This is a genomic window from Tumebacillus amylolyticus (genome assembly GCF_016722965.1).
GTDB lineage: Bacteria > Bacillota > Bacilli > Tumebacillales > Tumebacillaceae > Tumebacillus > Tumebacillus amylolyticus.
In genome coordinates, this window is sequence record NZ_JAEQNB010000001.1 from 447,800 (window position 1) to 471,489 (window position 23,690).

At 56.0% G+C, this 23,690-nt stretch carries 26 protein-coding genes; 25 read left to right on the top strand and 1 reads right to left on the bottom strand.

Features of this window, described 5'->3' with window-relative positions:
- Positions 1 to 35: 35 nt before the first annotated feature.
- Positions 36 to 1,352 carry a helix-turn-helix domain-containing protein gene (locus JJB07_RS02130; RefSeq protein ID WP_201630713.1) on the bottom strand — a complete coding sequence of 439 codons (1,317 nt, stop codon included), beginning with the start codon at positions 1,350 to 1,352 and terminating at the stop codon, positions 36 to 38.
- A gap of 208 nt (positions 1,353 to 1,560) precedes the next feature.
- Between JJB07_RS02130 and JJB07_RS02135 the strand changes: the two genes are divergently transcribed.
- From JJB07_RS02135 to spoIID, 25 genes are all read left to right on the top strand, one after another.
- A complete protein-coding gene (locus tag JJB07_RS02135; RefSeq protein ID WP_201630715.1) occupies positions 1,561 to 2,745 on the top strand; it encodes an acetyl-CoA C-acetyltransferase in 1,185 nt (394 codons plus the stop codon).
- Positions 2,746 to 3,015: 270 nt separating this feature from the next.
- Complete coding sequence (locus JJB07_RS02140) at positions 3,016 to 3,396, top strand: hypothetical protein (RefSeq protein ID WP_201630717.1); 381 nt, start codon at positions 3,016 to 3,018, stop codon at positions 3,394 to 3,396.
- Positions 3,397 to 3,427: 31 nt separating this feature from the next.
- A complete protein-coding gene (atpB, locus tag JJB07_RS02145; protein WP_201630718.1) occupies positions 3,428 to 4,198 on the top strand; it encodes a F0F1 ATP synthase subunit A in 771 nt (256 codons plus the stop codon).
- Positions 4,199 to 4,291: 93 nt separating this feature from the next.
- A complete protein-coding gene (gene atpE / locus JJB07_RS02150; protein WP_201630719.1) occupies positions 4,292 to 4,504 on the top strand; it encodes a F0F1 ATP synthase subunit C in 213 nt (70 codons plus the stop codon).
- Positions 4,505 to 4,596: 92 nt separating this feature from the next.
- Positions 4,597 to 5,082 (top strand): F0F1 ATP synthase subunit B, encoded by a 486-nt coding sequence (atpF, locus tag JJB07_RS02155; protein ID WP_201630720.1) that lies wholly within the window; start codon positions 4,597 to 4,599, stop codon positions 5,080 to 5,082.
- Positions 5,079 to 5,612 carry a F0F1 ATP synthase subunit delta gene (locus tag JJB07_RS02160; RefSeq protein ID WP_201630721.1) on the top strand — a complete coding sequence of 178 codons (534 nt, stop codon included), beginning with the start codon at positions 5,079 to 5,081 and terminating at the stop codon, positions 5,610 to 5,612. The genes atpF and JJB07_RS02160 overlap by 4 nt, the downstream gene beginning before the upstream one ends.
- A gap of 25 nt (positions 5,613 to 5,637) precedes the next feature.
- Complete coding sequence (gene atpA, locus JJB07_RS02165) at positions 5,638 to 7,146, top strand: F0F1 ATP synthase subunit alpha (protein WP_201630722.1); 1,509 nt, start codon at positions 5,638 to 5,640, stop codon at positions 7,144 to 7,146.
- A 43-nt stretch (positions 7,147 to 7,189) separates the two neighbouring features.
- Entirely contained in the window at positions 7,190 to 8,068 is an 879-nt protein-coding gene (gene atpG / locus JJB07_RS02170) for an ATP synthase F1 subunit gamma (RefSeq protein WP_201630723.1), read from the top strand.
- A 34-nt stretch (positions 8,069 to 8,102) separates the two neighbouring features.
- On the top strand, positions 8,103 to 9,515 hold the full coding sequence (gene atpD / locus JJB07_RS02175) for a F0F1 ATP synthase subunit beta (protein ID WP_201630725.1): 1,413 nt from the start codon (positions 8,103 to 8,105) through the stop codon (positions 9,513 to 9,515).
- Between the two features lie 29 nt (positions 9,516 to 9,544).
- Positions 9,545 to 9,949, top strand: a complete 405-nt coding sequence (locus tag JJB07_RS02180) for a F0F1 ATP synthase subunit epsilon (RefSeq protein WP_201630727.1) — start codon at positions 9,545 to 9,547, stop codon at positions 9,947 to 9,949.
- Between the two features lie 210 nt (positions 9,950 to 10,159).
- The gene (locus tag JJB07_RS02185; RefSeq protein WP_201630729.1) at positions 10,160 to 10,528 is read left to right on the top strand and encodes an NADH-quinone oxidoreductase subunit A; all 369 of its coding nucleotides are present in this window, start codon (positions 10,160 to 10,162) and stop codon (positions 10,526 to 10,528) included.
- A complete protein-coding gene (locus JJB07_RS02190; protein ID WP_430727197.1) occupies positions 10,519 to 11,064 on the top strand; it encodes a NuoB/complex I 20 kDa subunit family protein in 546 nt (181 codons plus the stop codon). Before JJB07_RS02185 ends, JJB07_RS02190 begins: the two co-directional genes overlap by 10 nt.
- Positions 11,065 to 11,604 (top strand): NADH-quinone oxidoreductase subunit C, encoded by a 540-nt coding sequence (locus JJB07_RS02195; RefSeq protein ID WP_201630731.1) that lies wholly within the window; start codon positions 11,065 to 11,067, stop codon positions 11,602 to 11,604.
- A gap of 15 nt (positions 11,605 to 11,619) precedes the next feature.
- The gene (locus tag JJB07_RS02200) at positions 11,620 to 12,723 is read left to right on the top strand and encodes an NADH-quinone oxidoreductase subunit D (RefSeq protein ID WP_201630733.1); all 1,104 of its coding nucleotides are present in this window, start codon (positions 11,620 to 11,622) and stop codon (positions 12,721 to 12,723) included.
- Between the two features lies 1 nt (position 12,724).
- Positions 12,725 to 13,729: an NADH-quinone oxidoreductase subunit NuoH gene (gene nuoH / locus JJB07_RS02205; RefSeq protein ID WP_201630735.1), complete on the top strand. Its 1,005-nt coding sequence runs from the start codon at positions 12,725 to 12,727 to the stop codon at positions 13,727 to 13,729.
- 19 nt (positions 13,730 to 13,748) lie between these two features.
- Entirely contained in the window at positions 13,749 to 14,189 is a 441-nt protein-coding gene (locus JJB07_RS02210) for a NuoI/complex I 23 kDa subunit family protein (protein ID WP_201630737.1), read from the top strand.
- Positions 14,189 to 14,722, top strand: coding sequence for an NADH-quinone oxidoreductase subunit J (locus JJB07_RS02215; protein ID WP_201630739.1), 534 nt, complete (start codon positions 14,189 to 14,191; stop codon positions 14,720 to 14,722). The genes JJB07_RS02210 and JJB07_RS02215 overlap by 1 nt, the downstream gene beginning before the upstream one ends.
- Entirely contained in the window at positions 14,719 to 15,030 is a 312-nt protein-coding gene (gene nuoK, locus JJB07_RS02220; protein ID WP_201632671.1) for an NADH-quinone oxidoreductase subunit NuoK, read from the top strand. The genes JJB07_RS02215 and nuoK overlap by 4 nt, the downstream gene beginning before the upstream one ends.
- Positions 15,031 to 15,063: 33 nt before the next feature.
- Complete coding sequence (gene nuoL / locus JJB07_RS02225) at positions 15,064 to 16,968, top strand: NADH-quinone oxidoreductase subunit L (RefSeq protein ID WP_201630741.1); 1,905 nt, start codon at positions 15,064 to 15,066, stop codon at positions 16,966 to 16,968.
- A complete protein-coding gene (locus JJB07_RS02230; protein WP_236587562.1) occupies positions 16,969 to 18,486 on the top strand; it encodes a complex I subunit 4 family protein in 1,518 nt (505 codons plus the stop codon).
- A gap of 4 nt (positions 18,487 to 18,490) precedes the next feature.
- Positions 18,491 to 20,026, top strand: coding sequence for an NADH-quinone oxidoreductase subunit N (locus tag JJB07_RS02235; protein WP_236587564.1), 1,536 nt, complete (start codon positions 18,491 to 18,493; stop codon positions 20,024 to 20,026).
- 135 nt (positions 20,027 to 20,161) lie between these two features.
- The gene (locus JJB07_RS02240) at positions 20,162 to 20,410 is read left to right on the top strand and encodes a DUF1146 domain-containing protein (RefSeq protein ID WP_201630743.1); all 249 of its coding nucleotides are present in this window, start codon (positions 20,162 to 20,164) and stop codon (positions 20,408 to 20,410) included.
- Between the two features lie 83 nt (positions 20,411 to 20,493).
- Positions 20,494 to 21,255 carry a YwmB family TATA-box binding protein gene (locus tag JJB07_RS02245; RefSeq protein ID WP_201630745.1) on the top strand — a complete coding sequence of 254 codons (762 nt, stop codon included), beginning with the start codon at positions 20,494 to 20,496 and terminating at the stop codon, positions 21,253 to 21,255.
- A 15-nt stretch (positions 21,256 to 21,270) separates the two neighbouring features.
- Positions 21,271 to 22,557 carry a UDP-N-acetylglucosamine 1-carboxyvinyltransferase gene (gene murA / locus JJB07_RS02250; protein ID WP_201630747.1) on the top strand — a complete coding sequence of 429 codons (1,287 nt, stop codon included), beginning with the start codon at positions 21,271 to 21,273 and terminating at the stop codon, positions 22,555 to 22,557.
- 115 nt (positions 22,558 to 22,672) lie between these two features.
- Positions 22,673 to 23,689 carry a stage II sporulation protein D gene (gene spoIID, locus JJB07_RS02255; RefSeq protein WP_201630749.1) on the top strand — a complete coding sequence of 339 codons (1,017 nt, stop codon included), beginning with the start codon at positions 22,673 to 22,675 and terminating at the stop codon, positions 23,687 to 23,689.
- Position 23,690 lies beyond the last annotated feature (1 nt).

Genomic DNA, 23,690 nt, shown 5'->3' on the forward strand with positions numbered 1-23,690 from the left:
AGACCCCTGCCGCCGTGTGGCGAGGGGTCTTTTTTCTAAATGAAACGGTCGAGGATGATGCCGCAGTTCTCGTACACCGCCAAAGCTTCGGCAAACAAAAGCGTTGCGGTGGTCGGATCGCCGGAATTGGCGCAGATGCGACCGAGGCGTACGAGGGTGTCGGCGACGCGCTTGGGGAACGGCAGCTTGCGGGTCAGGGTCAAGCTTTCCTCGAGTGCGGCACGGCCCTCTTGGGACTTGCCGGAGAGATGCAGGAGTTGGTAACGCAGCGCCAAAGCGCGGGCACGTTCCTCCTCCACGCCGAACTGGTCGAGCAAGAGAGTCGCACTTTCCAGACGTTCCAGTGCTGGTTCGATATCACCGGACAGAATCAACGTCTCGACATGCTCAAGAGAAGTGGAGACGACGCTTGGGTCTTGGTGTTGCAACTTCTGGTCGATGGCTTGCGCGTAGTGACGGTGCGCTTCCTCGAAGTTGCCGGTCTTCACGAACAGCGACGCGAGGTTGTAGGAGATCTCCGAGAGCTCTTGCTGCGCATCGACTTGGTGGATCAAGCGCTGTGCCTCTTGGAAGAGGTCGAACGCTTGGTCGTACTGCTCCTTCTCTCGATACGAAGCGCCAAGCATGATCAGCGATTCGGCATACGCTTCCAGGTTGTTCAAGCGGGACACCAAATCGCGGGTCTTCTCCGCATAGTGAAGCGCTTGGTCAAACTGACTGAGCTTGTGGTAGGTCTGCGAGATCATCGAGAGAATTTTGCGGGTGAGATCGTCCTCGACGGTTTTCAGCTCCACCAACTCCGTCTGCTCGGCTTGCTTGAAGTAGTCGAGCGCTTGGGCATAGAAAGACTGGCGGAACGACACGAGGCCGAATTGGTAGTAGATGTTGGGCAACCATCCGTCGTTGCCGGACAGGATCGTTGCGTTCTGTGCTTCGAACAGATATTGATTCGCCTTGTGGTATTCGCCTTTCTCCAATGCAATCTGGCTGAGCAAGAGCGAACTCTGCCCGATGAGATGCATAAGCTTCAGTTCTTTGGCATCTTCCAGAATCTCCTCCGCGAAACGGGCGGCCATCCCGAAACGCTTGCGGTAGAGCAGGACTTCGGCTTCTGCGAGAAGAGTCTTGGCCCTGCGGTTCAAAGTCTCCTCTGGAGTCTCCCTGAAGTACGGATAGGGAGTCTGCAACTTGTCGGCGAGGTAACGCAACAGGTCCTCCGAAGGCACCTGCATATCGCGTTCCACGAGGCTCAAAGTAGCAGTTGAAATGTAGTCTCCAGCGACGTCTTTGAGAGTGAGGTTGAGTTCTTTGCGTTTGAGTCGTAGTTTTTGGCCAAGGGTCAAATAGTTCATCGTGACTCTCCTCTTTTCAAAGCGACATATTACTTATTTCGGTAGCATTCTGATTTGTATGATCGTATCTTACCATCCCAAAAGACTTCTTGAAAAGAGAATGTTTCCGATGTAAGCGTTTTCATGAGCAGGGAATTGGTTCCCGGACGAGAATAATAGAGATTGGTAAACACGCAACCTAACGTTTGGTACGAAAGGGGAATTTTTTATGAGCAATCGTGATGCAGTTATCGTAAGCGCCGTCCGTACGGCGATCGGGAATTTTCAAGGGGCTTTGGCGGGTGTCTCGGCACCTGAGTTGGGCGGTTTGGTTCTCAAGGAAGCGCTTTCCCGTGCAGGAGTCTCTGCCGACCATGTAGAGGAAGTCATCCTCGGCAACGTCTTGCAAGCGGGTCTCGGCCAGAACCCGGCTCGTCAAGCGGCGATCAAAGGCGGTCTGCCGAACACCATCGCGTCGATGACGATCAACAAAGTCTGCGGCTCCGGTCTCAAAACCGTCATGTTGGCGGCGCAAGCGATCAAAGCGGGCGACGCAGATGTGATCCTCGCAGGCGGCATGGAGAACATGTCGCAGGCTCCTTACTTATTAGAAGGTGCTCGCAACGGCTATCGCATGGGCGACGGTAAAGTGGTGGACGTTATGATTCGCGACGGCCTCTGGTGCGCGTTCGATGACACCCACATGGGCATCACCGCAGAAAACATCGCCGAGCGCTACGGCCTCACCCGCGATGAGCAAGACGAATTCGCCGCTTGGTCGCAACAAAAAGCCGAGCAAGCGCTCGCTTCTGATCGTTTCAAGGACGAAATCGTCCCGGTCGTACTCCCGCAGCGCAAAGGCGACCCGATCGTCTTCGATCGCGATGAGTTCCCGCGTGCAGGCACCACCGCCGCAACGCTTGGCAAACTGCGCCCTGCTTTCAAAAAGGACGGGACCGTAACCGCGGGCAACGCGTCCGGCATCAACGACGGTGCAGCGGCGATCCTCGTCATGTCCCGTGAAAAAGCGGAAGAACTCGGTCTGCCGATCCTCGCGACGATCAAGTCCTACGCATCTGCGGGTCTCGACCCGAACGTCATGGGCCTCGGTCCGATCTACGCAACCAAAAAAGCGCTGGAGAAAGCGAACCTCTCCATCGCCGATATCGATTTGGTGGAAGCGAACGAAGCGTTTGCCGCTCAATCGCTTGCGGTAGGCAAAGATTTGGAAATTCCGCGTGAAAAATTGAACGTCAACGGCGGCGCCATCGCCCTCGGTCACCCGATCGGCGCATCCGGCGCACGCGTGCTGGTTTCCCTGCTCCACGAAATGCAAAAACGCGATGCCAAGCGCGGTCTCGCAACGCTTTGCATCGGCGGCGGACAAGGCGTTGCACTCGTCGTTGAACGCTAAAACAGGCACGATTTCACATAGTTATGTCGTTTCTATGAAAAAATGGCTAAAATCTCTCTTGAGCCCTTGCTACGCCTAGTTCCTTCGTTGACAATGCAGTTGGGGATATAGTAGTATGTTCTCTGGGTTGGGGTTTCATACACAGGGACTTCCGTTCCGTAAGGTGAAACCTCCCTAGAGATATGTGGACTCACATACATATCCTAACCACTGTTTGGCAATGCTGGAGGATGGTGCCTACAGGCGGTACAGATGGGAGCCACGCATAAAATGAACGAATTTCATCTCTTGGCAAGGCGCACGATCAAGAACACGACCATCGTCACCGTTCTACTCGCGGCACTCTGGGCGCTGTTGCCACAGTATGCTTCTGTCTTTGCCGGCCTGACGATAGGGTCGGCAGTTAGTTTGTATTTCGCTGTCAGTGTGGCGAGACAGACAGAGCAAGCGGCGGAAGTCGCGCTTTTTCAAGTCAAGAAACGTCCTAGTATCGTGATGGTGTTTCGCATCGTCATGGTGATGGCTGCGATCCTGATCATGCGGATCGTAGAGAAAAAAATCGGGTATGTAAGTCTTCCGGGGCTGATTGTCGGGTTGTTCACCTATCAATTCGTCCTACTGGGAGGCTTCCTATACAAAAAAACTTCATAATCCATCAAGTACGGAAGGGGTGAAATAAGTAATGGAACACCTTTTTCCCACCATTGGGGAAGGGATTTGGAAGCTCAACCTGACCTCGGCTGCGATGACGGTTCTTGCGATTCTCGTCGTCTTGATTCTCGGTCGTCTCGCCGTAGCCAATATGAGCATCCGAAACCCTCGTGGCGTGCAAAACATCTTCGAGTGGCTGACTGACTTCATCTCCGGCCTCGCGAAGGATACCATCGGTGGAGAGCGTGCGATGACGTATGTGCCGCTTGCGATGACCTTGATCACCTACCTGTTTGTTTCCAACCAAATGGGTCTGATCATGAACCTCAACTTCGATGTGCATTCTCCGATGGTCGGTGTCTCTGCTGAGGCGCTTAAAGAGCATGGAGGTCACAGCGTCGTTGCGTTCTTCGCATCGCCGACGGCGAACATGTCGGTTGCGCTCGCAATGTCGATCTCGATCGTCCTGTTCACCCACATCATTGGTCTGAAGAATCCGCGGAGCTATTTCAAGCACTACATTCAACCGTATCCGCCGTTTGCGATTCTTCACATCATTGACGAAGTGTCCAAGTTCTTCACGCTCGGTCTTCGTCTCTTCGGTAACATCTTCGCAGGTGAGGTCTTGGTAGGCATCATCCTGGCGATCCCGATGGCCGGCGGCTGGTTCCCGACCGGGGGCATTCCGCTGCTCGTGTGGATTGCGTACTCGCTGTTCGTAGGTACCATCCAGTCCTTCGTCTTCACCGTCCTGACCCTTGTTTACATCGGTCAAAAGTTGCCGCACGACGAGCATCACTAAGTCGTCAAGCAGTCGTCCGTTTTTTGGCAAGACAACGTTTTACCCTTTCACCCAATAAAACAACCTTAATGGAAATCAAGGAGGTACTCTCTCATGGAAATGGCAGTAGGTCTCTTGCTCGGTCTCGCAGCAGTTGGCGCAGGTATCGGTAACGGTCTCGTAGTTGGTCGCACGATCGAAGGTATCGCTCGTCAACCGGAAGCACGCGGTATGCTTCAAACTCAAATGTTTATCGGTCTGGGTCTCGTAGAGGCACTCCCGATCATCGCAGTTGCGTTCGGTCTGATCCTGTTCGGCCGCCTGTAATATCCAACCACTCGGACGTTCTGTTGGGCGGCGGGGCGGACCCAATACCGCCTGCGCCTCTCTTTTGTCCAGCCCGAAAGGAGTGAACCTTCATGGATTTTGAACTTGGCACGGCGTTATTCCAGCTCGTGGCCTTCTTGATCCTCTTCCTGTTGCTCCGCAAAGTTGCCATCGGTCCGCTGATGCGCATGATGAAAGAACGCGCGCAATATATCGAGAATCAGATCACCACGGCTGAAAAGAACCGTGAAGAAGTAGAACGTCTCGCAGAAGAAAACCGCGCTGCTCTGCAAAGCGCGAAGAAAGACGCTGCTGAGATGCTTGAAAACGCACGTCGCTCCGGCGAAAAGCAAGCTGCTGACATCCTCGCTGCGGCTGAGGAAGAAGCACGTCGCATCCGCGAAGAAGCAGTTGCAACGATCAACCGCGAGAAAGACGCTGCCATCGCGGAACTCCGCGAACAAGTCGGCAACCTGTCCGTTCTGCTGGCTGGCAAGATCATCGCGAAAGAACTCAACGCAGAATCCCACAAGGCCCTTTTCGAAGAGGCTGTTAAGGAAATGGGTGTTCGCGTATGAAGAACGCAACAGTAGCCAAGCGTTATGCTGAAGCGCTGTTCGAAGTCGCACAGCAACAAGGCAACGCAGATACCGTGCAAGCGGAACTCTCGGCCATCACGGACGCGCTCAAAGCGCATCCGGAACTGGAACAAATGTTGCTCCATCCGAGCATCTCGACTGAAGTGAAGAAAAAGCAGATGAACGAGCTGTTCAACGGCCGTGTCTCTGCGATCGTCATGAACTTCATCCAACTTCTGCTCGATCGTCGTCGCCAAGAAGACCTCCACAGCATCGCTGAGGAGTTTACCGTCCTGGCTGACAAGGCGAGCGGTCGTGTCAAAGTGAAAGTAGAGTCTGCGACTCCGCTTTCCGAAGAGGAAATTTCGACCTTGAAAAACACGCTCGGCGCAAACGGCAAGCAGATCGAAGTCACCGCGACTGTCAATCCTGCTCTGATCGGCGGCGCGAAAGTGCGCGTAGGCGATACTGTGTTTGACTACACCGTCGCCGCTCAGCTCGAACGTTTCCGCCAAACGCTGAAATACTAAGTCTTTTATCCAGAGGGGTGAGATCATGAGCATTCGTCCTGAAGAAATCAGTGCGCTGATCAAGCAACAGATTGAGAATTATCAATCTGAAGTTCAAGTATATGATGTTGGGACCGTAATCCAAGTTGGTGACGGGATCGCACGTATCCATGGTCTTGAAAAAGTCATGGCGGGCGAACTCCTCGAGTTCTCCAACGGCGCCATCGGTATGGCGTTCAACCTTGAAGTCAACAACGTCGGTGCCGTTATCCTCGGTTCCGTTGTCGGCATCAAGGAAGGCGACACCGTAAAACGTACCGGCCGCATCGCGCAAGTTCCGGTCGGCGAAGCACTCGTAGGCCGCGTTGTGAACCCGCTCGGCCAACCGATCGACGGCCGCGGCCCGATCGAAACCAAGGAATTCCGTCCGATCGAGTCTCCGGCTCCGGGCGTAATCGACCGTAAATCCGTTCACGAACCGCTGCAAACCGGTATCAAGTCGATCGACTCGATGATTCCGGTCGGCCGTGGCCAACGCGAATTGATCATCGGCGACCGCCAAACCGGTAAGACCGCGATCGCGCTCGACACGATCATCAACCAAAAAGGCAACGGCATGATCTGTATCTACGTTGCAATTGGTCAAAAGCAATCCACCGTTTCGCAAGTTGTGGAAACCCTCCGCAAGCACGGCGCAATGGACTACACCATCGTCGTTTCCGCATCGGCATCCGATCCGGCTCCGCTGCTCTTCCTGGCTCCGTACGCAGGCGTTTCGATGGGTGAATACTTCATGTACAAGGGCGGCCACGTCCTTTGCATCTACGATGACCTGTCCAAGCAAGCGGCCGCTTACCGCGAAATGTCCTTGCTGATGCGCCGTCCTCCGGGCCGCGAAGCATACCCGGGCGACGTCTTCTACTTGCACTCCCGTCTGCTGGAGCGCGCAGCGAAGCTGTCCGACAAGCTCGGCGGCGGTTCTCTGACCGCGCTGCCGTTCATCGAGACCCAAGCGGGTGACATCTCCGCGTACATCCCGACGAACGTCATCTCGATCACCGACGGTCAGATCTTCCTCGAGTCCGACCTGTTCAACTCCGGCGTACGTCCGGCAGTCAACGTCGGTCTCTCCGTCTCCCGTGTCGGTGGTTCTGCTCAGATCAAAGCGATGAAGCAAGTCGCAGGTACGATCAAAACCGACCTCGCACAATACCGTGAGCTGCAAGCGTTCGCGCAGTTCGGCTCCGACCTTGACAAAGCGACCCAAGCACGCCTCGACCGCGGTGCTCGCACTGTCGAGATCATGAAGCAAGGCCAATACCAACCGATGTCCGTTGAGCGCCAAGTCGTCTCCCTGTGGGCCGTCAAAGAAGGTCACCTCGACGCAATTCCGGTTGAATCTGTCCTGCGCTTCGAGTCCGAGTGGCTCTCGTTTATCGATACGAACTACCCGCAAATCTTCAAGGGCATCATCGAAGGCAAATCCCTTACCGATGAACTGATCGCGTCCCTGAAGGAAGCGGTTGGCAAGTTCAAAGCGACCTTTGTGGCGTAACGTCGTCTAGCAACTCCATTTCATCCGAAGGTGGTGTTTTCACATGGCAGTGAATGCTCGCGACATTCGTCGACGCATCAAGTCCGTGAAGAACACCCAGCAAATCACCAAAGCGATGAAAATGGTAGCGGCGGCGAAACTGCGTCGTGCGCAAGAACGCGTTGAACAAGCGCGTCCGTACGCCGTAAAATTGGAAGAAGTCATCGGTTCGATCGCATCGGCTTCCGGTTCTACGAACCATCCGATGCTCGTCAAACGTCCGGTCAAGAAGACCGGCTACGTGATCATCTCCTCTGACCGTGGTCTTGCGGGCGGTTACAACTCGCAGATCATCCGTGCGCTCGTCAACGAAGTGCGCGGCAAGGACAAGAGCACGTATGCCATCTTTGCGATCGGGCGCAAGGCGCGCGACTTCTTTAAGCGCCGCAATTACCCGCTTGTGGGTGAAGTGACTGGGTTGTCCGACTCGCCGACTTACTCCGACGTCAAAGATTTGTCGTCTCAAGTCGTCAAGTTGTTCCAAGAGGGTGTGTATGACGAAGTCTTCCTCCTCTACAACGAATTCATTTCCCCGTTGACTCAAGTCCCGAAATCCCGCAAACTTCTCCCGCTCGAAGACCTCGGCGCGAACCAGAAGAAACCGGAACCGGGCGTGGTCACGGCTAAGTATGACTACGAACCGTCTGCAGAGGCGGTCCTCGATAACCTGCTCCCGAAGTTCGCAGAGACGCTGATCTTCTCCGCGCTGCTTGAAGGCAAGGCTTCCGAATTCGGTGCGAAAATGACCGCAATGGGCGCTGCAACCGACAACGCAGGTGAAATGATCAACCGTTACACACTCGAACTCAACCGCGCTCGACAATCGGCGATCACCACGCAGATCACCGAAATCGTCGGCGGGGCCAGCGCTCTGGAGCAGTAACAGCTTGTAGTACGCAAGAATGGAGGGAAACGTGATGAACAAAGGACAAGTAGTCCAGGTACTCGGTCCGGTCGTCGACGTTCAGTTCCCGGAAGGCCAACTTCCGCAGCTGAACAACGCGCTGACCATTACCTATAAAGCTCAATCCGAAGGCGAAGCGGATATCAACCTCACCGTTGAAGTCGCTCTCCACCTCGGTGATAACCAAGCTCGTACCATCGCGATGTCTTCCACCGACGGCCTCGTCCGCGGTATGGAAGTTGTCGACTCCGGCGCTCCGATTTCCGCAGTCGTAGGTCCGGGTACCCTCGGCCGTATCTTCAACGTTCTCGGGGAAACCATCGACGAAGCGGGCCCGGTAATCGGCGAAACCAGCCGTATGCCGATCCACGCTGATGCTCCGGAATTCGCAGACCTCGCAACCAAAGTCGAGATCTTCGAAACCGGGATCAAAGTTATCGACTTGCTCGCTCCGTACATCAAGGGCGGTAAGATCGGTCTCTTCGGCGGTGCAGGCGTAGGCAAAACCGTTACCATCCAGGAACTCATCCACAACATCGCGAAGCAACACGGCGGTTACTCCGTCTTCGCAGGTGTTGGTGAGCGTACCCGTGAAGGTAACGACTTGTACTACGAAATGAAAGACTCGGGCGTTATCGAGAAGACCGCAATGGTCTTCGGCCAAATGAACGAGCCGCCGGGCGCACGTGCACGCGTTGCACTGACCGGTTTGACGATCGCGGAATACTTCCGTGACGTGGAAGAGCGCGACGTTCTGCTCTTCGTTGACAACATCTTCCGCTTCACCCAAGCAGGTTCCGAGGTTTCCGCACTGCTCGGCCGTATGCCGTCCGCAGTAGGTTACCAACCGACCCTCGCAACGGAAATGGGTCAGCTGCAAGAACGCATCACCTCGACCAAAAAAGGTTCCATCACCTCGATCCAAGCGATCTACGTTCCGGCCGACGACTACACCGACCCGGCTCCGGCAACGGCGTTCGCTCACTTGGACGCAACCACCAACTTGGACCGTAAAATCGCTGAGATGGCACTGTTCCCGGCGGTTGACCCGCTCGCGTCTACTTCCCGCGCACTGTCTCCGGACGTTGTCGGCGAAGAACACTACCGCGTAGCTCGTGGCGTTCAGGGCGTCCTGCAACGTTACAAAGAACTCCAAGACATCATCGCGATCCTTGGTATGGACGAACTCTCTGACGACGACAAGCAGATCGTAGCGCGCGCTCGTAAGATCCAGCGCTTCCTGTCCCAACCGTTCTTCGTCGGCGAAGTCTTCACCGGCCGTCCGGGCCGTTACGTCAAGATCGCGGACACCGTTCGCGGCTTCAAGGAAATCCTTGAAGGCAAACACGACGACATCCCGGAAGTTGCATTCTACATGTGCGGTGGCATTGAAGACGTCCTCGAAAACGCGAAAGCTCAAGCCTAACGCTTGAACGCGCTTAGGAGGCTAATGATATGAGAAAAATGCCGATCGAAATCGTCACGCCCGAACGCAAAGTCTACGAGAACGCTGTAGACTTGATCATCGCCCGCGGTGGCGACGGCGATCTCGGGATCTTGGCCGGTCATACCCAAGTCGTCACGACGCTGAAGGTTTCCCAACTTCGCCTCAAAAACGACGGGCAAGAGATTGTCATCGCAGTTTCCGGCGGCTTCCTCGAAGTCAAACCGGAAGGCGTGTCGGTCCTTGCTGAAGCGGCTGAGCTTCCGGAAGAGATTGACGTTGCACGCGCCACCCGTTCTAAGGAACGTGCGGAGAAGCGTCTGAACGATAAAAGTGATTCCACGGACCACCGCCGCGCAGAATTGGCGCTGGCTCGCGCAATCAACCGGATTTCCTTGGCAACGACCAAACGCTAAGGGAAATCACAGAGAAAGTCCCACGCCTTCGGGTTGTGGGACTTTTTTTACGTGTAACGAAGGGGAGTTTTGGAAATTCCTAAAGAGAAGTTGTCTGCTTTGCGTAGGTTCGCGAAATTTGATTGCAGAGCCCTGTTTTACAGCGTTTAGACGGTCTGTTATACTATTGGGGGCAAAACTGTAACTTTTTGAAAAGATGGAGGGGCTGCTATGGTCTCGTATTGGAACAGTTATCTATTTATTTTCCTGTTCCTGGTGTTAGGCTTGGTGCTCCCGATTGGTGCCATTATGGTTGTCGGTCCGCTCCTGCGACCGAAGAACCCGACTCCGGAGAAGTTGACCACGTATGAATCCGGGGTGGAGCCGTTCGGTGAAGCGCACGTTCGGTACAACGTTCGCTACTACCTGTTTGCACTCATGTTCGTAGCGTTCGATGTGGAAGTCATGTTCCTCTATCCGTGGGCTGTCACATTCGACTCCCTCGGTCTGTTCGGTCTGGTGGAGATGCTCGTCTTCCTCGGACTTTTGGCAATCGGCCTCATCTATGCCTGGAAGAAGAAGGTGTTGGAATGGAAGTAAACAACAACGCAACCCAACAACCGGCGTACATGGAGTTCGAAGGCTTCACACAAGAGGAGTCGCAAGAACTTTCCAAAGCCGGCGTCCTGATTGGCACGCTTGAACAAATCAAAGGTTGGGCTCGCTCCAACTCGCTGTGGCCGCTGACGTTTGCAACGGCTTGCTGCGGCATCGAAATGATGGGAACGGGCGCGGCTCACTATGACCTCGACCGTTTCGGGATCATCTTCCGTGCGTCTCCGCGCCATGCGGACTGCATCATCATCGCCGGCACGATCACGAAGAAAATGGCGCCGATCTTGAAGCGTCTCTATGATCAGATGCCGGAACCGAAGTGGGTCGTCGCGATGGGCTCCTGCGCAACGGCAGGCGGTCCGTACGTTCGTGCGTACTCCGTCGTCAAAGGGGCTGACCAAGTCATCCCGGTCGATGTCTACATCCCGGGTTGCCCGCCGTCTCCGCCGGCGCTGATCTACGGCCTCAACAAGCTGCAAGAGAAGATCCGTATGGAAGCGAAAGGGAAGAAGGTGCGATAGATGAGCGAAGAAACCAAAGCGCCTGAAACGAAAGCCCCGGAGGCCGAAGCGGCTCCGGAGCCGGTTGATCCGCGCGTCGAGAAAGCGACGGAGAAGTTGGAATTTCTCCGTGGCAAGCTGCTTGGCAAGTTTGGCGAAGATGTTCTGGAAGCGGCGGAACTCAAGCAGTTCCAACCGACCTTCACGATCAAGAACGCCAATTGGGTCGAAGTCGTGGAGCATTTCAAAACCGATTCGACGCTCGCGTTTGTCTATCCGCAACTGATGGCGGGGACCGACTACAAGGACTACATCGAGGTCTACATCCTCTTGCACTCCTTCACGTTGGACACCGACATCTCGCTGAAGACCCGCACGCCGCGCGACAACGCAAGCGTTCCGTCGATCACGCACTTGTTTGCGGGCTTCAATTGGGAAGAACGCGAAATTTACGACCTGCTGGGTGTCGATTTCCCGGGGCATCCGGACATGCGTCGCATCATGCTGGAGGACGACTGGATCGGTCATCCGCTGCGCAAAGACTACGTCGTCGAGAACTAGGGGGAAAGGAACGCGATGGGAGAAATACGTACTGAAGAAATGTTAATGAACATCGGCCCTCAACACCCTAGTACCCACGGGGTGTTGCGCGTCGTCGTCAAGGTGGACGGGGAGATCATCACCGAAGCCGATCCGGTTGTCGGCTACCTCCACCGCGGCACCGAAAAACTCGCGGAAGACCTGCAGTACACGCAGATCATTCCGTACACCGACCGCATGGACTATCTGTCCTCGATGGTCAACAACCACGCGATCGTCAATGCCGTGGAGAAGGCGATGGATCTGGAAATTCCGGAACGCGCCGAGTACATGCGCATCATCGTCGTAGAATTGAACCGTCTCGTCTCGCACTTGGTCTTCCTTGGTACATACCTGCTGGACTTGGGTGCGATGACCCCGTTCCTGTACGCGTTTGCCGATCGGGAACAAGTTGTCGACTTTTTTAACCGCCTCTGCGGAGCACGCCTGACCTACAACTACATGCGGGTCGGCGGCGTCAAATGGGACGCACCGGAGGGTTGGCTTGACGATGTTCGCAAATTCGTGCCGTACATGCGCTCGCAGATGGACATGTTCCATGAGCTGGTCACCGGCAACGAGATCTTCTTGCAACGCGTCAAGGGCATCGGCAAGTTCGACGCAGATACGGCGCTGAACTACGCGATGTCCGGCATCAACTTGCGCGCAACCGGCTTCAACTGGGACCTGCGCAAGAACAAACCGTATTCGATCTACGACCGTTTTGACTTCAACGTCATCGTCGGCGAGAACGGGGACTGCTTCGACCGTTACATGTGCCACATGAACGAGATCCTCGAGTCCTTGAAGATCGTTGAGCAAGCGTTGGAGCAGATTCCGGAAGGTCCGGTCATGGGCAAAGTGCCGAAGATTCTCCGCGTCCCGGCGGGCGAGTACTACTCCGCCGTCGAGGGCACCCGCGGTGAACTCGGTGTCTACATCGTCTCGGAAGGTAAGGACAAACCGTATCGCTTGAAGTTCCGCCGTCCGTCCTTCGTCAACCTCCAGCTCTTGCCGGAGATGTTGAAAGGCCAGTCGATGGCGAACCTGATCGCAATCCTCGGAGCGGTCGATATCGTGCTTGGGGAGGTTGACGCATAACATGGCGGATTTCTTCTCTTGGGTGGATAAACCGCTCGATACCCATGCCGTCCTGAACATGATCATCGGCGCAGTTGTCGTCCTCGCGTTTATCCTCGGGGTCGTCACCTACTCGATCTACTTCCAGCGCAAACTAATCGGCTGGATGCAATGGCGGATCGGTCCGAACCGCGTAGGTCCGCTCGGTCTCTTGCAGACCATCGCCGACGTTTTGAAGCTGTTGATCAAGGAAGACGTTGTCCCGGAAAAAGCGGACCGCCCGATCTTCTTGATCGCGCCGATGCTGGCGTTTTTCCCGTCGTTCATGGTTCTGGCCGTGATTCCGTTCTCGGCGAATCACGTTTTTACCGCGTATTCGAACGTCGGGGTCTTGTATTACATCGCGCTCTCGGCGATGACGATCATCGGGGTCGTACTCGGTGGTTGGGCGTCGAACAACAAGTACTCCCTCATCGGGGGGATGCGTTCGGCGGCGCAGATGATCTCGTACGAAGTGCCGCTGGCGATGTCCGTTCTAGGCGTCGTGCTGATGGCAGGTTCCATGAACCTCGTCAAGATCGTCGAAGCGCAAATAGCGTTCCCGTACGTGTGGTACATCGTGCCGCAGTTCCTCGGGTTCTGCGTGTTCATCATCTCGGCGACCGCAGAATTGAGCCGTACACCGTTCGACTTGCCGGAAGCAGAGTCGGAATTGGTTTCCGGCTACAATACTGAATACTCTGGTTTCCGTTTCGCCTTCTTCTACCTGGCGGAGTACGTCTACCTGTTCGCGATGTCCGGCCTCGGAGCAACGCTGTACTTCGGCGGCTGGTCCGGTCCGTTCCTGTCCGGCTGGATCTGGTTTGCGCTCAAAGTAACTTGCTTTATCTTCTTCTTCTTCTGGCTGCAGGCGACCATGCCGCGGATTCGTACCGACCAACTGCTCACTTTCGCTTGGAAAGTGCTGATTCCGCTCTCCATCGTGAACTTGGTCTTGACCGCAGTCCTGAAGTACCTTCTCCACTAAGAAACGGGGTGAAATTTCGATGTTTGGGTTCCTCAAAGGGTTGAAAATCACGTTTGCTCAACTGGCACACAAGAAAGTCACCCTCCAATACCCGGACGTAATGCCGGACTGGGGCGAACGCTACCGGGGCGTTCACAAGTTCTACGCAGAGAAGTGCATCGTTTGTAACCAATGTGCACGGATCTGCCCGACGTCCTGCATCTCGCTTTCCGGCAGTAAGCGCGAGGACAAGAAGTTGCACATCGATACGTACGATATCAACTTCGAGATTTGCATCCTCTGCGACCTCTGCACGGAAGTTTGCCCGACCGAAGCGATCCAAATGACCGACCGCTTCGAACTGGCTACGTACAGCCGCGTCGACCTGTACAAGAACATCTACTGGCTTGATGAGAACGCTCGTCGAGCTGACGGCGTGATCGAGCAGGAAGGCAACCAGAAAGCCGGGGGTGAGAAGTAATGTTTTCCGGACTTGTCATCACGGGCCAAACGGTCGCATTCTTCCTCATCGCACTCTTTCTGATCGCATGCGGCGTCATGTTGCTCTCGATGAAGAAAGTCATCTACATGGCCATCTCCATCGGCGGCGTGTTCATCGGGGCGGCTGCCATCTATATTTTGCTGGAAGCGGACTTCCTCGCGTTTGCACAAGTTCTCGTCTACGCAGGCGCGATTACGATCATGCTTCTGTTCGCCATCATGCTCACAAAGCATGAGGAGATGGAGCGTCCGGCTGTGCTGACCGCGCATCCGGTCTGGGCCACGATCGGCACCGCCGGTCTTGGCTTGATCGTCCTCTGGGTCGTCAAGTTCTCCAACATCAAGTGGCCGCAAGCGACGCCCGACTCTCCGTTCCAAGGGCAAGACAACGTCAAGCTGATCGGTGAAGCGTTGTTCAGCCAGTATGTGATTCCGTTTGAGCTCGTGTCGGTGGTGCTGATCGTGGCACTGGTCGGCGCGATCACGCTCGCGAACAAGGAGGAGAAAAAATAATGCTGAGTGTCGAGCAGTTTTTAACCCTTGGCGCGATTCTCTTCTGCATCGGACTGTTTGGCGCTTTGACCAAGCGCAACATCATCATCGTCCTCGTATCGGTCGAGTTGATGCTCACCGCCGTGAACATCAACTTGCTCACGTTTGCACGTTACGGCCTCACCCCGTCGATCAACGGTCAGATTTTCACGTTGTTCGTCATGACGATCGCGGCGGCGGAAGTCGCAGTCGGTCTTGCAATTTTGATCGCGCTTTACCGCAACCGCAACACCAGCGATGTGCGGGATCAGGATCTCATGAAGTGGTAATGATCCTGCAGAACTCCGGAGAAAGGTGATCTTATGGTACAAAATGCCTGGGTTATACCCCTCTTTCCGCTGGTGGCCTACGTGCTCCTGTTCGTATTGGGGCGACGAGCGCAAGAGGGTATTGTAACAGCGATCAGCGTGCTGGCGGCACTCGCCGGCTTCCTTGTGTCCCTGTTGATTTTGTCGGATGTGAGCGCGAACGGCGCACAAGCACCGTACGTGTTCCACTGGCTGACGGTTGGCCAACACTCCTTGAGCATGGGCTTCGAAGTAACCCCGCTCAACGCGATGATGTTGACCGTCGTCACGTTCATCTCCACGCTGGTTCTGCTCTTCTCGAAGGGCTACCTGCACGGCGATGCGCGCTACTCGGTTTTCTATCAGTACTTGAACCTGTTTATCTTCTCGATGCTCGGTCTCGTCATCTCCCCGAACTTGCTGCAAGTCTACATCTTCTGGGAGTTGGTCGGTCTTTGCTCGTTCTTGCTCGTCGGTTTCTGGTATTTCAAACCGGAAGCGGCGGCGGCAGCGAAAAAGGCCTTCATCGTCACCCGAATCGGGGACGTCGGCCTGTTTATCGGGATCGTGTTGATCTACGTTGCGACCGGTACGTTTGAGTACTCGGGCGTTTTCGAAGCGTTCCAAGCGAAAAAGTTTGCGATTGACTGGATCTCTCCGGAACACCTGATCACCCTCGTGGGGATCTTGGTCTTCATCGGGGCGATGGGGAAATCGGCGCAGTTCCCGCTTCACACCTGGTTGCCGGACGCAATGGAAGGTCCGACTCCGGTATCTGCGCTCATCCACGCCGCCACCATGGTTGCAGCGGGTGTTTATCTCGTCGCCCGCGCGTTCCCGATCTTCGAAGCATCTCCCGACACGCTGACCGTAATCGGCATCATCGGGGGCATCACGGCGATCTTCGCCGCGTTGATCGGTCTCACGCAAAACGACATCAAGCGCGTGGTTGCGTACTCGACCGTTTCGCAGCTCGGGTACATGGTCATGGCACTGGGCGTTTCGGCGTACACCGCTTCGACGTTCCACCTGATGACCCACGCGTTCTTCAAAGCTCTGCTCTTCTTGGCTTCCGGTTCGGTCATTCATGCGATTCACCACAACCAAGACATTCGCAAGATGGGTGGTCTGTGGAAGAAACTGCCGTTGACCGGTTGGACGTTCCTGATCGGGGCGCTCGCACTGTCCGGGATTCCGCCGTTTGCCGGCTTCTGGTCCAAGGACGAGATCTTGCTCGGTGCGCTGAACTCCGGCCACTACGTGTTGTTCACGCTGGCGTTGATCGCGGCGTTCTGCACGGCGTTCTATATCTTCCGCGTGTTCTTCATGACCTTCACGGGCGAGTTCCGCGGGGACAAGGAAGTCTACGATCATGCACACGAATCCGGTCCGGTGATGTCGATTCCGCTCGTGTTGCTCTCGATCATGGCGGTTGTCGTCGGGTTCTTGAACTCTCCGCTGATGGATCATGCGTTTGAACACTTCCTGTTCAAAGGCGGCGAAGAAATCGGCAACGTGTACGAAGCGAACTGGGGTCTGGCAGGTCTGGCCACTCTGGTCGCGCTGGCGGGGATCGGACTTGCGTACCTCATGTACAAAAAGCAATCGATCAAGCCGGAAAGCTTGGCAAACGGTCCGCTGCGTCCGTTCTACCAACTTTCGCTCAACAAGTTCTATGTGGATGAACTGTACCATGTTGCGATCGTGAAACCGGTCGTCTGGATCGGTCACATCCTCAACTTCATCGACAAATGGATCGTCGACGGCATCGTTCACCTGTTTGGTGAAGGAACGTTCATCGGCTCGCTGGGCCTCAAGTACTCCCAGAACGGTCAAGTGCAAACCTACGGGTTGGTCACTTTGGTCGGGGCGGTGCTGTTGATCGGCTTTGCGATGTATGCAGTAGGGGGGGTTAAGTAGATGATGGGGAATTTGTTGACGCTCATCGTATTCCTCCCGTTGCTTGGCGCTCTGATTCTCGGGTTTGTCCCGCGCTCTGCGAGCAGTCAACCCAAGGCCATCGCCTTGATCGCAACATTTCTTCCGCTGCTGTTCGCCGGCATCCTGTACGGGAATTTTGACGGCGCACAGCACGGGATGCAATTTACCGAATCGAAGGAATGGATTCATATCGCGCACGCCTTCCAAGACAAGGAGCTGGTCATCGGCTACTCCTTGGGGGTTGACGGTCTGTCGCTTCCGTTCCTGCTCTTGACCTCGATTGTGACGTTCCTCGGCGTGTTGGCGACGAAGTCCGTACAGCGCGTGAAGGAGTTCTTCATCTGGTACCTGATCTTGGTCACCGGTCTGTACGGCTGCTTCTTGGCCCAAGACCTGTTCCTGTTCTTCCTGTTCCTTGAGATGACGCTCGTGCCGATGTACTTCCTCATCGGAATCTGGGGCGGCGATCGCAAAGGGCAGGTGGCAACGAAGTTCTTGATCTACCGCGGTTTGGCTTCGGTAGGGATTCTCGTCTCCTTCGTGGCGCTGGCGTTCAAAGCGGCAGCCGTTACCGGGGTGATGACGATGGATATGACGTCGATTGCAAACGCCTTTGCGAAAGCTCCGGCCGATGTGATCTCGTCGAGTTTCAAACACGGGATCTTCCTCGTGCTGTTCCTCGCGATCTTGATCGAGGAAGCGTTCTTCCCGTTCCACACCTGGTTGCCGGATACGCATGAACAAGCGCCGTCCACGATCTCGATGGTCGTCGGGGGCGTGCTGATGAAAATCGGCGCGTACGTGCTGTTCCGCATCGGGGTCGGCATCTTGCCGGATGCCATTCAGTATTACGCGACGCTGATCGCTGTGATCGGGGTCATCAACATCGTGTACGCAGCACTTGTCGCGATGGTGCAAAAAGACTGGCGCCGACTGCTCGCGTTCTCCGCGATCTCGCACATGGGGGTTGTCCTCCTGGGCGTGGCGGCGCTGAACCAAGAGGGTCTGCAAGGCGGGATCTTCATGACGATCTCGTCCGGTCTGCTCTCCGGTCTGCTGTTCTTCTTGATCGGCGCGATCAAGGAACGCACCGGCACGACGGTGATCAACGCTCTGGGCGGTCTGTCCAAGCCGATGCCGATTCTGGCGGGCTTCCTGTTGGCCGCCGCGCTCGGATCGCTCGGCTTGCCGGGCATGAGTGGGTTCATCTCGGAGATCTTGGCGTTCATGGGTGCTTTTGCAGCGTTCCCGGGTCTGTCCGCTGTGGGTACGCTCGGCATCATCTTCGCCGCTGTCTACCTGCTGTGGGCGATGCAACGCACCACCTACGGTCCGACGACGGCGCAATGGGAAGGCCTGTCTGACGCACGCGCGGTCGAATACGTGCCGATGGTCGTGTTCGTCGCTCTGATCATCTTGATTGGTGTCTATCCGTCGATCCTCGGTGACCTGGTGAACCCCACGATTTCCTCATACGTCACGAGGATAGGAGGATAGTTCCATGAATGCGATGAACGGTGTTACACAACTTGCATTTCCTGATGTCTGGCACGTCATGTCGCCGGAGATCATCTTGATTCTGGGCGGTTTCTTGATTCTCGTGCTCGATCTGTTCATGAGCAAGGAGAGCTCTCGTCGCCTCTCGCCGCAACTGGGGATTCTGTTCCTGATCGCGGCGTTCGTCCTGACCATTCGCAACTTCGGCATCGTCGCAGACAATGCGGCGGCCGGAACGGGCGAGATGGTCAACCTCTCGAACATGCTCTACGTCCTCGATGACTTCGGCAACGTGTTCAAACTCTTGTTCACGGCGGGGACGGCGATCGTCCTGCTGATGTCGATGGACTTCTTCAAGCACAACTTGGAAGTCAAAGTCGCCGAGTACACGTACATCATGCTCTTCGCGACTGTCGGTGCGATGGTCATGGCGTCCGCGCTCGACCTGATCACCCTGTTCGTCGGCCTTGAACTGCTCTCGATCTCGTCTTATGTGCTGGTGGCGATGCGTCGCAACCACGCGAAGTCGACCGAGGGTGCGATGAAGTACCTCGTCATCGGTTCGATCGCTTCGGCGATGGCTCTGTACGGGATGTCGTTCATCTACGGCGTCACCGGCCAGACCAACCTGGCGATGGGCGCAGGGACGATGCTGCAACTCTGGGATCAGTTCAAGCCGTTGCTCGTCCTCGGCTTCCTGCTCATGCTGGTCGGTTTCGGGGTAAAAGTGGCGCTGGTTCCGTTCCACCAATGGGCACCTGACACCTACGAAGGTGCGGGCAACCCGGTGACTTCGTTCCTCGCGGTCGTGTCCAAAGCGGCAGGCTTCGCGCTGATCTTGCGCGTGTTCCTGTGGGGCTTCTCCCGCGAGTTTGGCGACATCTACATCTACCTCGTCATCCTCGCGGCGGTCACGATGGTGATCGGGAACGTGGCGGCGCTTTCGCAGAAGAACATCAAACGCCTGCTCGCTTACTCCTCCGTCGCTCAAGCCGGGTATCTCTTGATCCCGCTGGCGACGCTTGGCAAGGGCAGTGCCATCGACAACATCTGGTTGTCGCTGGGTGAGACGGTGTTCTACCTCGTGGCGTATCTGTTCATGACGATGGGCGCGTTCGCCGTGCTGAGCGTTGTGACGCGCAACGGGGGCAACGAAACGCTCGAATCGTTCCGCGGTCTCTGGAAGCGTTCGCCGTTCCTCGCCGTGTCGATGGCGGTGTTCATGCTCTCGATGGCAGGGATGCCGTTGACCGCCGGTTTCGTCGGGAAGTTTTACATCTTCCTGAGCACGATCAACACGGAAATGTACTGGCTCGGCGGCCTGTTGTTCGCAACTTCGGCCATCGCGTTCTACTACTACTTCGGCGTGCTCAAAGCGATCTTCTTCAAAGACAGCGCCGTGGAATCCCACGACAAAATCGAAGTTCCGACTTCGATTGCCGTCACCATCGCCATCGGCCTGATCGGCACGATTGCGCTGGGGGTCTTCCCGGACTTGCTGATGAAAGTTCTGAACGGACTGCACTGGTTCGGACAATAACAAAAAAAAGACTCAGGTCCTCACGGGCCTGAGTCTTTTTTTATGGGCAGTACCAAAGTACGGTACCCTCCAACCGCGCAGTATGGTAGAATCGAGGTTGTATGTATGAACCCGTGAGTCAGGAGGAATCCCCTCATGCCCTTGGAGCAAGTCGCAACCGATGTGGGTTGGATGGCAGGGCTCAACATGGTGTTGTTGCTGTTCGGGATCTTGATTGCGTGGTACAGCTTGCAGGCGGTGCGTTGGGATGTGTTCGTCAAGGACCCCAAGGGCCGACCGGCGGCGGTGCTCCGGTTGTTGCTTTCCGTGACACTGGGCTACTCCCTCATGAAATTCGTCAGCGACTACGTGTCCTTGTCCTCGATGCTGAAACATCTTTTCTAGAAATCTAGCAAGTAGAGTATAAATGCTCTCCCCCGCGTCCAGAATGGGTAGTATCATTCACACGGCGTTGGGAGAGATACTCTATGAAAAAAATCGGCATCGTTGGCGTCATCCTCTGCTTGTTGATTGCAACCTACAGCGTGATTCAAACCCGTCAACAGACGGTGGCAAGTCAGGCGGACACGGGTGATTTCCTCGCCCAAGCGTTCGCCGCGACCAAAGCGGATGTGGAAGGCTACACCGTTCACAACTGGTCTCTCGTGGACAAGGAATTCCACACCCCCGACCAACTGAAAGCGCTCGGCCAGAAACTCAACAAGACCTTTGCCATGCAAAACGCCAAGGAGTCGCAAGATTCTGCAGGCGATCAGAACGCCTACACCTTGCGCGGAACGACGGCTGTCGGCGGTACGGCGCAGATCGTACTGACTTCGATGAAGTTCCAAGACAAAGCCCCGCAAACGGTGCTGGTGCTGCGCGTCGAACGCGAAGCCACAGACCTCGGCGGTTTCAAGGAAGCGATTCAAGGTGTGCGCGAAACGGTCTCGGAAGCGAATGCAATCCCACAAATTAGCACTTGTATCAAAGGTTTACGTGCTGATAAAATGAGTGACGGTTCCTCGAACTCTTTGATCCAAAACGTGTTTCAAACGGTGAAGGCCAAGGAGATCGAAGGGGTTCGCTCGGAACTTGTGACCAGTCTGTCCGGCTATTCTCCTCTAACCAAGGATTACATAGTCACCAACGGAAACAAGATGAACCTGCAAGTCGCCGTCCACTACGACGCGCATCTCGACAAGACGCGTGTTCTGGTCGGCTCCCCGATTGTGACGATTGAATATTAGGGTGGAGGGTCACCATTGGCACTTATCGTCGTTCAGGGCGGACAACGCCTAGAAGGCACCGTGCGTGCGTACGGTGCCAAGAATGCAGTTTTGCCGATTCTGGCAGCCACGCTGTTGCCCGAGTCCGGTGCCTCTCTCTTGGATCAGGTGCCACCGCTCTCTGACGTATACCACCTGCGCGGGATCTTGGACGCGCTCGGCTGCGTCACGGAGGAACTCGGCGACGGGAAACTGCGCCTCACTGCACAACATGTTGATACAACAGAAGCGCCGACAGAGTTGGTCTCCAAACTGCGGGCTTCTTTTCTCGTTATGGGCCCTTTGTTGGCACGATTTGGAAAGGCACGCGTCGGCATGCCCGGCGGGTGTTCGATCGGCTCGCGTCCGATCGACCTGCACTTGGAGGGCTTTGCAGCGCTCGGCGCCGAGATTGAAATCGGCGAGACGTTTATTGAAGCAACGGCACCGACAGGACGCTTGAAGGGGGCTTCCATCCCTTTGCGTTTTGCCAGTGTCGGCGCCACGCAGAACTTGATGATGGCCGCCGTGCTCGCAGAGGGCAAGACGGTCATCGAAAACGCAGCGTGTGAGCCGGAGATCGTCGATCTCGCCGACTTCCTCAATGCGATGGGAGCCGATGTCCGCGACGCGGGCACGGCGACGATGACCATCTACGGCGTCGACTCGTTGCGCGGCGCGAACCATTCGATCATCCCGGATCGCATCGAAGCGGGGACGTTCCTCGTCGCCGGTGCGATCACGGGCGGCAACGTTCTCGTCGAAGGAGCGCAAGCGCAACATCTGCGCCCCGTGATCGAGAAACTTCGCGAAGCCGGAGCTCAGATCACCGAGGAAAAAAACGCCCTGCGCGTCGTGCGCACAGGTCGTTTGCGTCCCCTCGACGTCACCACCGGCGTGCATCCGGGCTACCCGACCGACATGCAAGCGCAGATGTCGGCGTTGCTCGCGGTGACGCCGGGCACGTCGTATGTGACGGAGACGGTGTTTGAGAACCGCTTTCAACACTTTGACGAACTGGCACTCATGGGAGCAAATGTACGTATCGATGGCCGCACTGCGGTCGTCACCGGCGTCAACCGCCTGCAAGGGGCCGACGTGACGGCGACCGACCTGCGCGCCGGAGCTGCGATGATTCTCGCCGGCCTCGTTGCCGAGGGAGAGACTCGCATCCACGCCATCCACCACATCGAACGCGGCTACGTAGACGTCGTCGAACGCTTCCGAGCGCTCGGGGCCGACCTGCGCAAAACGGAAGATGTGCGGGAACTGCAACTGAAGTAAGTGAAACGAAAAACGACTCTGGTATCCCGCATACCAGAGTCGTTTTTTTTCATAACGCCTCCCACTCTCTCATAGACTCTGGTAGACACTCTGAGAATGGAGGATCTTCACCCTTATGACCAAAAAGACCTGGCTCCTGATCCCACTGCTCATCCTCGCGCTGATCACTGCAACGGTGCTCGTGCCCTCGGCGTTCGTCACGCTGTGGCCGTCGAGTGCCAAACAGAACGCCTCCACCTCGCCAAGCCTCGTGGAATTGGACAACCAAGACGATTTCGAAATCAAAGTCTACCTCAAAGACCAAGACAAGATCGTCCCGATGAGCCTGGAGAAATACGTGCGCGGTGTCGTGGCGGCCGAGATGCCGATCACGTTCCAAGACGAAGCGTTAAAAGCCCAAGCCGTTGCCGCTCGCACCTACGTCGTGCGTCGTCTCCTCGCCGGGACGAAGACCGAGCAAGGGGCGGACGTCAGCGACGACCACAACGACGGGCAGGCCTATTCCACCGACGAGAAGCTCCAGAAGAACTGGGGCATGTTCAACTACCCGAAGAACATCTCCAAAATCAACAACGCCGTCAACGCCACCAAAGGCAAAGTCTTGCTCTACCAAGGCAAGCCGATTGAAGCTTTGTTCTTCTCAACCTCCAGCGGCAAGACGGAGAATTCCGAAGACTACTGGGGCAAGGAAGTTCCTTATTTGCGTTCGGTCGACTCTCCGTGGGACTTGAAATCGGAGAAGTATGCGGCCGACCTGACGCTTTCGCTCGTGGACTTCTCCTCGAAACTCGGCATCACCGCCGTTTCTGCTTCCACGATGAGCAAGTTGATCGCTCCCGTGGAGCGCACCGTCGCCGATCATATCAAGAAGATCAAAGTCGGGGACAAAGTGTTCAGCGGCCCGGACTTCCGCAAACTGCTCGGACTGCGCTCGACGATGTTCACGTGGGAGATCGACCGCGGGAACAACACGATCGTGTTTCACACCAAAGGCTACGGCCACGACGTTGGCCTCTCCCAATACGGGGCGGACGGAATGGCCAAGGAAGGGAAAAAAGCGGAGGAGATCCTCCTGCACTACTACCAAGGCGTGCAGGTTGGCAACGCCCGCGATTTGTTGCAAACGAAGTAGT

What these genes read in the sequence shown, in the direction of transcription:
- JJB07_RS02130 (WP_201630713.1), bottom strand. Translation starts at nt 1,352, where the DNA reads ATGAACTATTTGACCCTTGGCCAAAAACTACGACTCAAACGCAAAGAA.
- JJB07_RS02135 (WP_201630715.1), top strand. Translation starts at nt 1,561, where the DNA reads ATGAGCAATCGTGATGCAGTTATCGTAAGCGCCGTCCGTACGGCGATC.
- JJB07_RS02140 (WP_201630717.1), top strand. Translation starts at nt 3,016, where the DNA reads ATGAACGAATTTCATCTCTTGGCAAGGCGCACGATCAAGAACACGACC.
- atpB (WP_201630718.1), top strand. Translation starts at nt 3,428, where the DNA reads ATGGAACACCTTTTTCCCACCATTGGGGAAGGGATTTGGAAGCTCAAC.
- atpE (WP_201630719.1), top strand. Translation starts at nt 4,292, where the DNA reads ATGGAAATGGCAGTAGGTCTCTTGCTCGGTCTCGCAGCAGTTGGCGCA.
- atpF (WP_201630720.1), top strand. Translation starts at nt 4,597, where the DNA reads ATGGATTTTGAACTTGGCACGGCGTTATTCCAGCTCGTGGCCTTCTTG.
- JJB07_RS02160 (WP_201630721.1), top strand. Translation starts at nt 5,079, where the DNA reads ATGAAGAACGCAACAGTAGCCAAGCGTTATGCTGAAGCGCTGTTCGAA.
- atpA (WP_201630722.1), top strand. Translation starts at nt 5,638, where the DNA reads ATGAGCATTCGTCCTGAAGAAATCAGTGCGCTGATCAAGCAACAGATT.
- atpG (WP_201630723.1), top strand. Translation starts at nt 7,190, where the DNA reads ATGGCAGTGAATGCTCGCGACATTCGTCGACGCATCAAGTCCGTGAAG.
- atpD (WP_201630725.1), top strand. Translation starts at nt 8,103, where the DNA reads ATGAACAAAGGACAAGTAGTCCAGGTACTCGGTCCGGTCGTCGACGTT.
- JJB07_RS02180 (WP_201630727.1), top strand. Translation starts at nt 9,545, where the DNA reads ATGAGAAAAATGCCGATCGAAATCGTCACGCCCGAACGCAAAGTCTAC.
- JJB07_RS02185 (WP_201630729.1), top strand. Translation starts at nt 10,160, where the DNA reads ATGGTCTCGTATTGGAACAGTTATCTATTTATTTTCCTGTTCCTGGTG.
- JJB07_RS02190 (WP_430727197.1), top strand. Translation starts at nt 10,519, where the DNA reads ATGGAAGTAAACAACAACGCAACCCAACAACCGGCGTACATGGAGTTC.
- JJB07_RS02195 (WP_201630731.1), top strand. Translation starts at nt 11,065, where the DNA reads ATGAGCGAAGAAACCAAAGCGCCTGAAACGAAAGCCCCGGAGGCCGAA.
- JJB07_RS02200 (WP_201630733.1), top strand. Translation starts at nt 11,620, where the DNA reads ATGGGAGAAATACGTACTGAAGAAATGTTAATGAACATCGGCCCTCAA.
- nuoH (WP_201630735.1), top strand. Translation starts at nt 12,725, where the DNA reads ATGGCGGATTTCTTCTCTTGGGTGGATAAACCGCTCGATACCCATGCC.
- JJB07_RS02210 (WP_201630737.1), top strand. Translation starts at nt 13,749, where the DNA reads ATGTTTGGGTTCCTCAAAGGGTTGAAAATCACGTTTGCTCAACTGGCA.
- JJB07_RS02215 (WP_201630739.1), top strand. Translation starts at nt 14,189, where the DNA reads ATGTTTTCCGGACTTGTCATCACGGGCCAAACGGTCGCATTCTTCCTC.
- nuoL (WP_201630741.1), top strand. Translation starts at nt 15,064, where the DNA reads ATGGTACAAAATGCCTGGGTTATACCCCTCTTTCCGCTGGTGGCCTAC.
- JJB07_RS02230 (WP_236587562.1), top strand. Translation starts at nt 16,969, where the DNA reads ATGATGGGGAATTTGTTGACGCTCATCGTATTCCTCCCGTTGCTTGGC.
- JJB07_RS02235 (WP_236587564.1), top strand. Translation starts at nt 18,491, where the DNA reads ATGAATGCGATGAACGGTGTTACACAACTTGCATTTCCTGATGTCTGG.
- JJB07_RS02240 (WP_201630743.1), top strand. Translation starts at nt 20,162, where the DNA reads ATGCCCTTGGAGCAAGTCGCAACCGATGTGGGTTGGATGGCAGGGCTC.
- JJB07_RS02245 (WP_201630745.1), top strand. Translation starts at nt 20,494, where the DNA reads ATGAAAAAAATCGGCATCGTTGGCGTCATCCTCTGCTTGTTGATTGCA.
- spoIID (WP_201630749.1), top strand. Translation starts at nt 22,673, where the DNA reads ATGACCAAAAAGACCTGGCTCCTGATCCCACTGCTCATCCTCGCGCTG.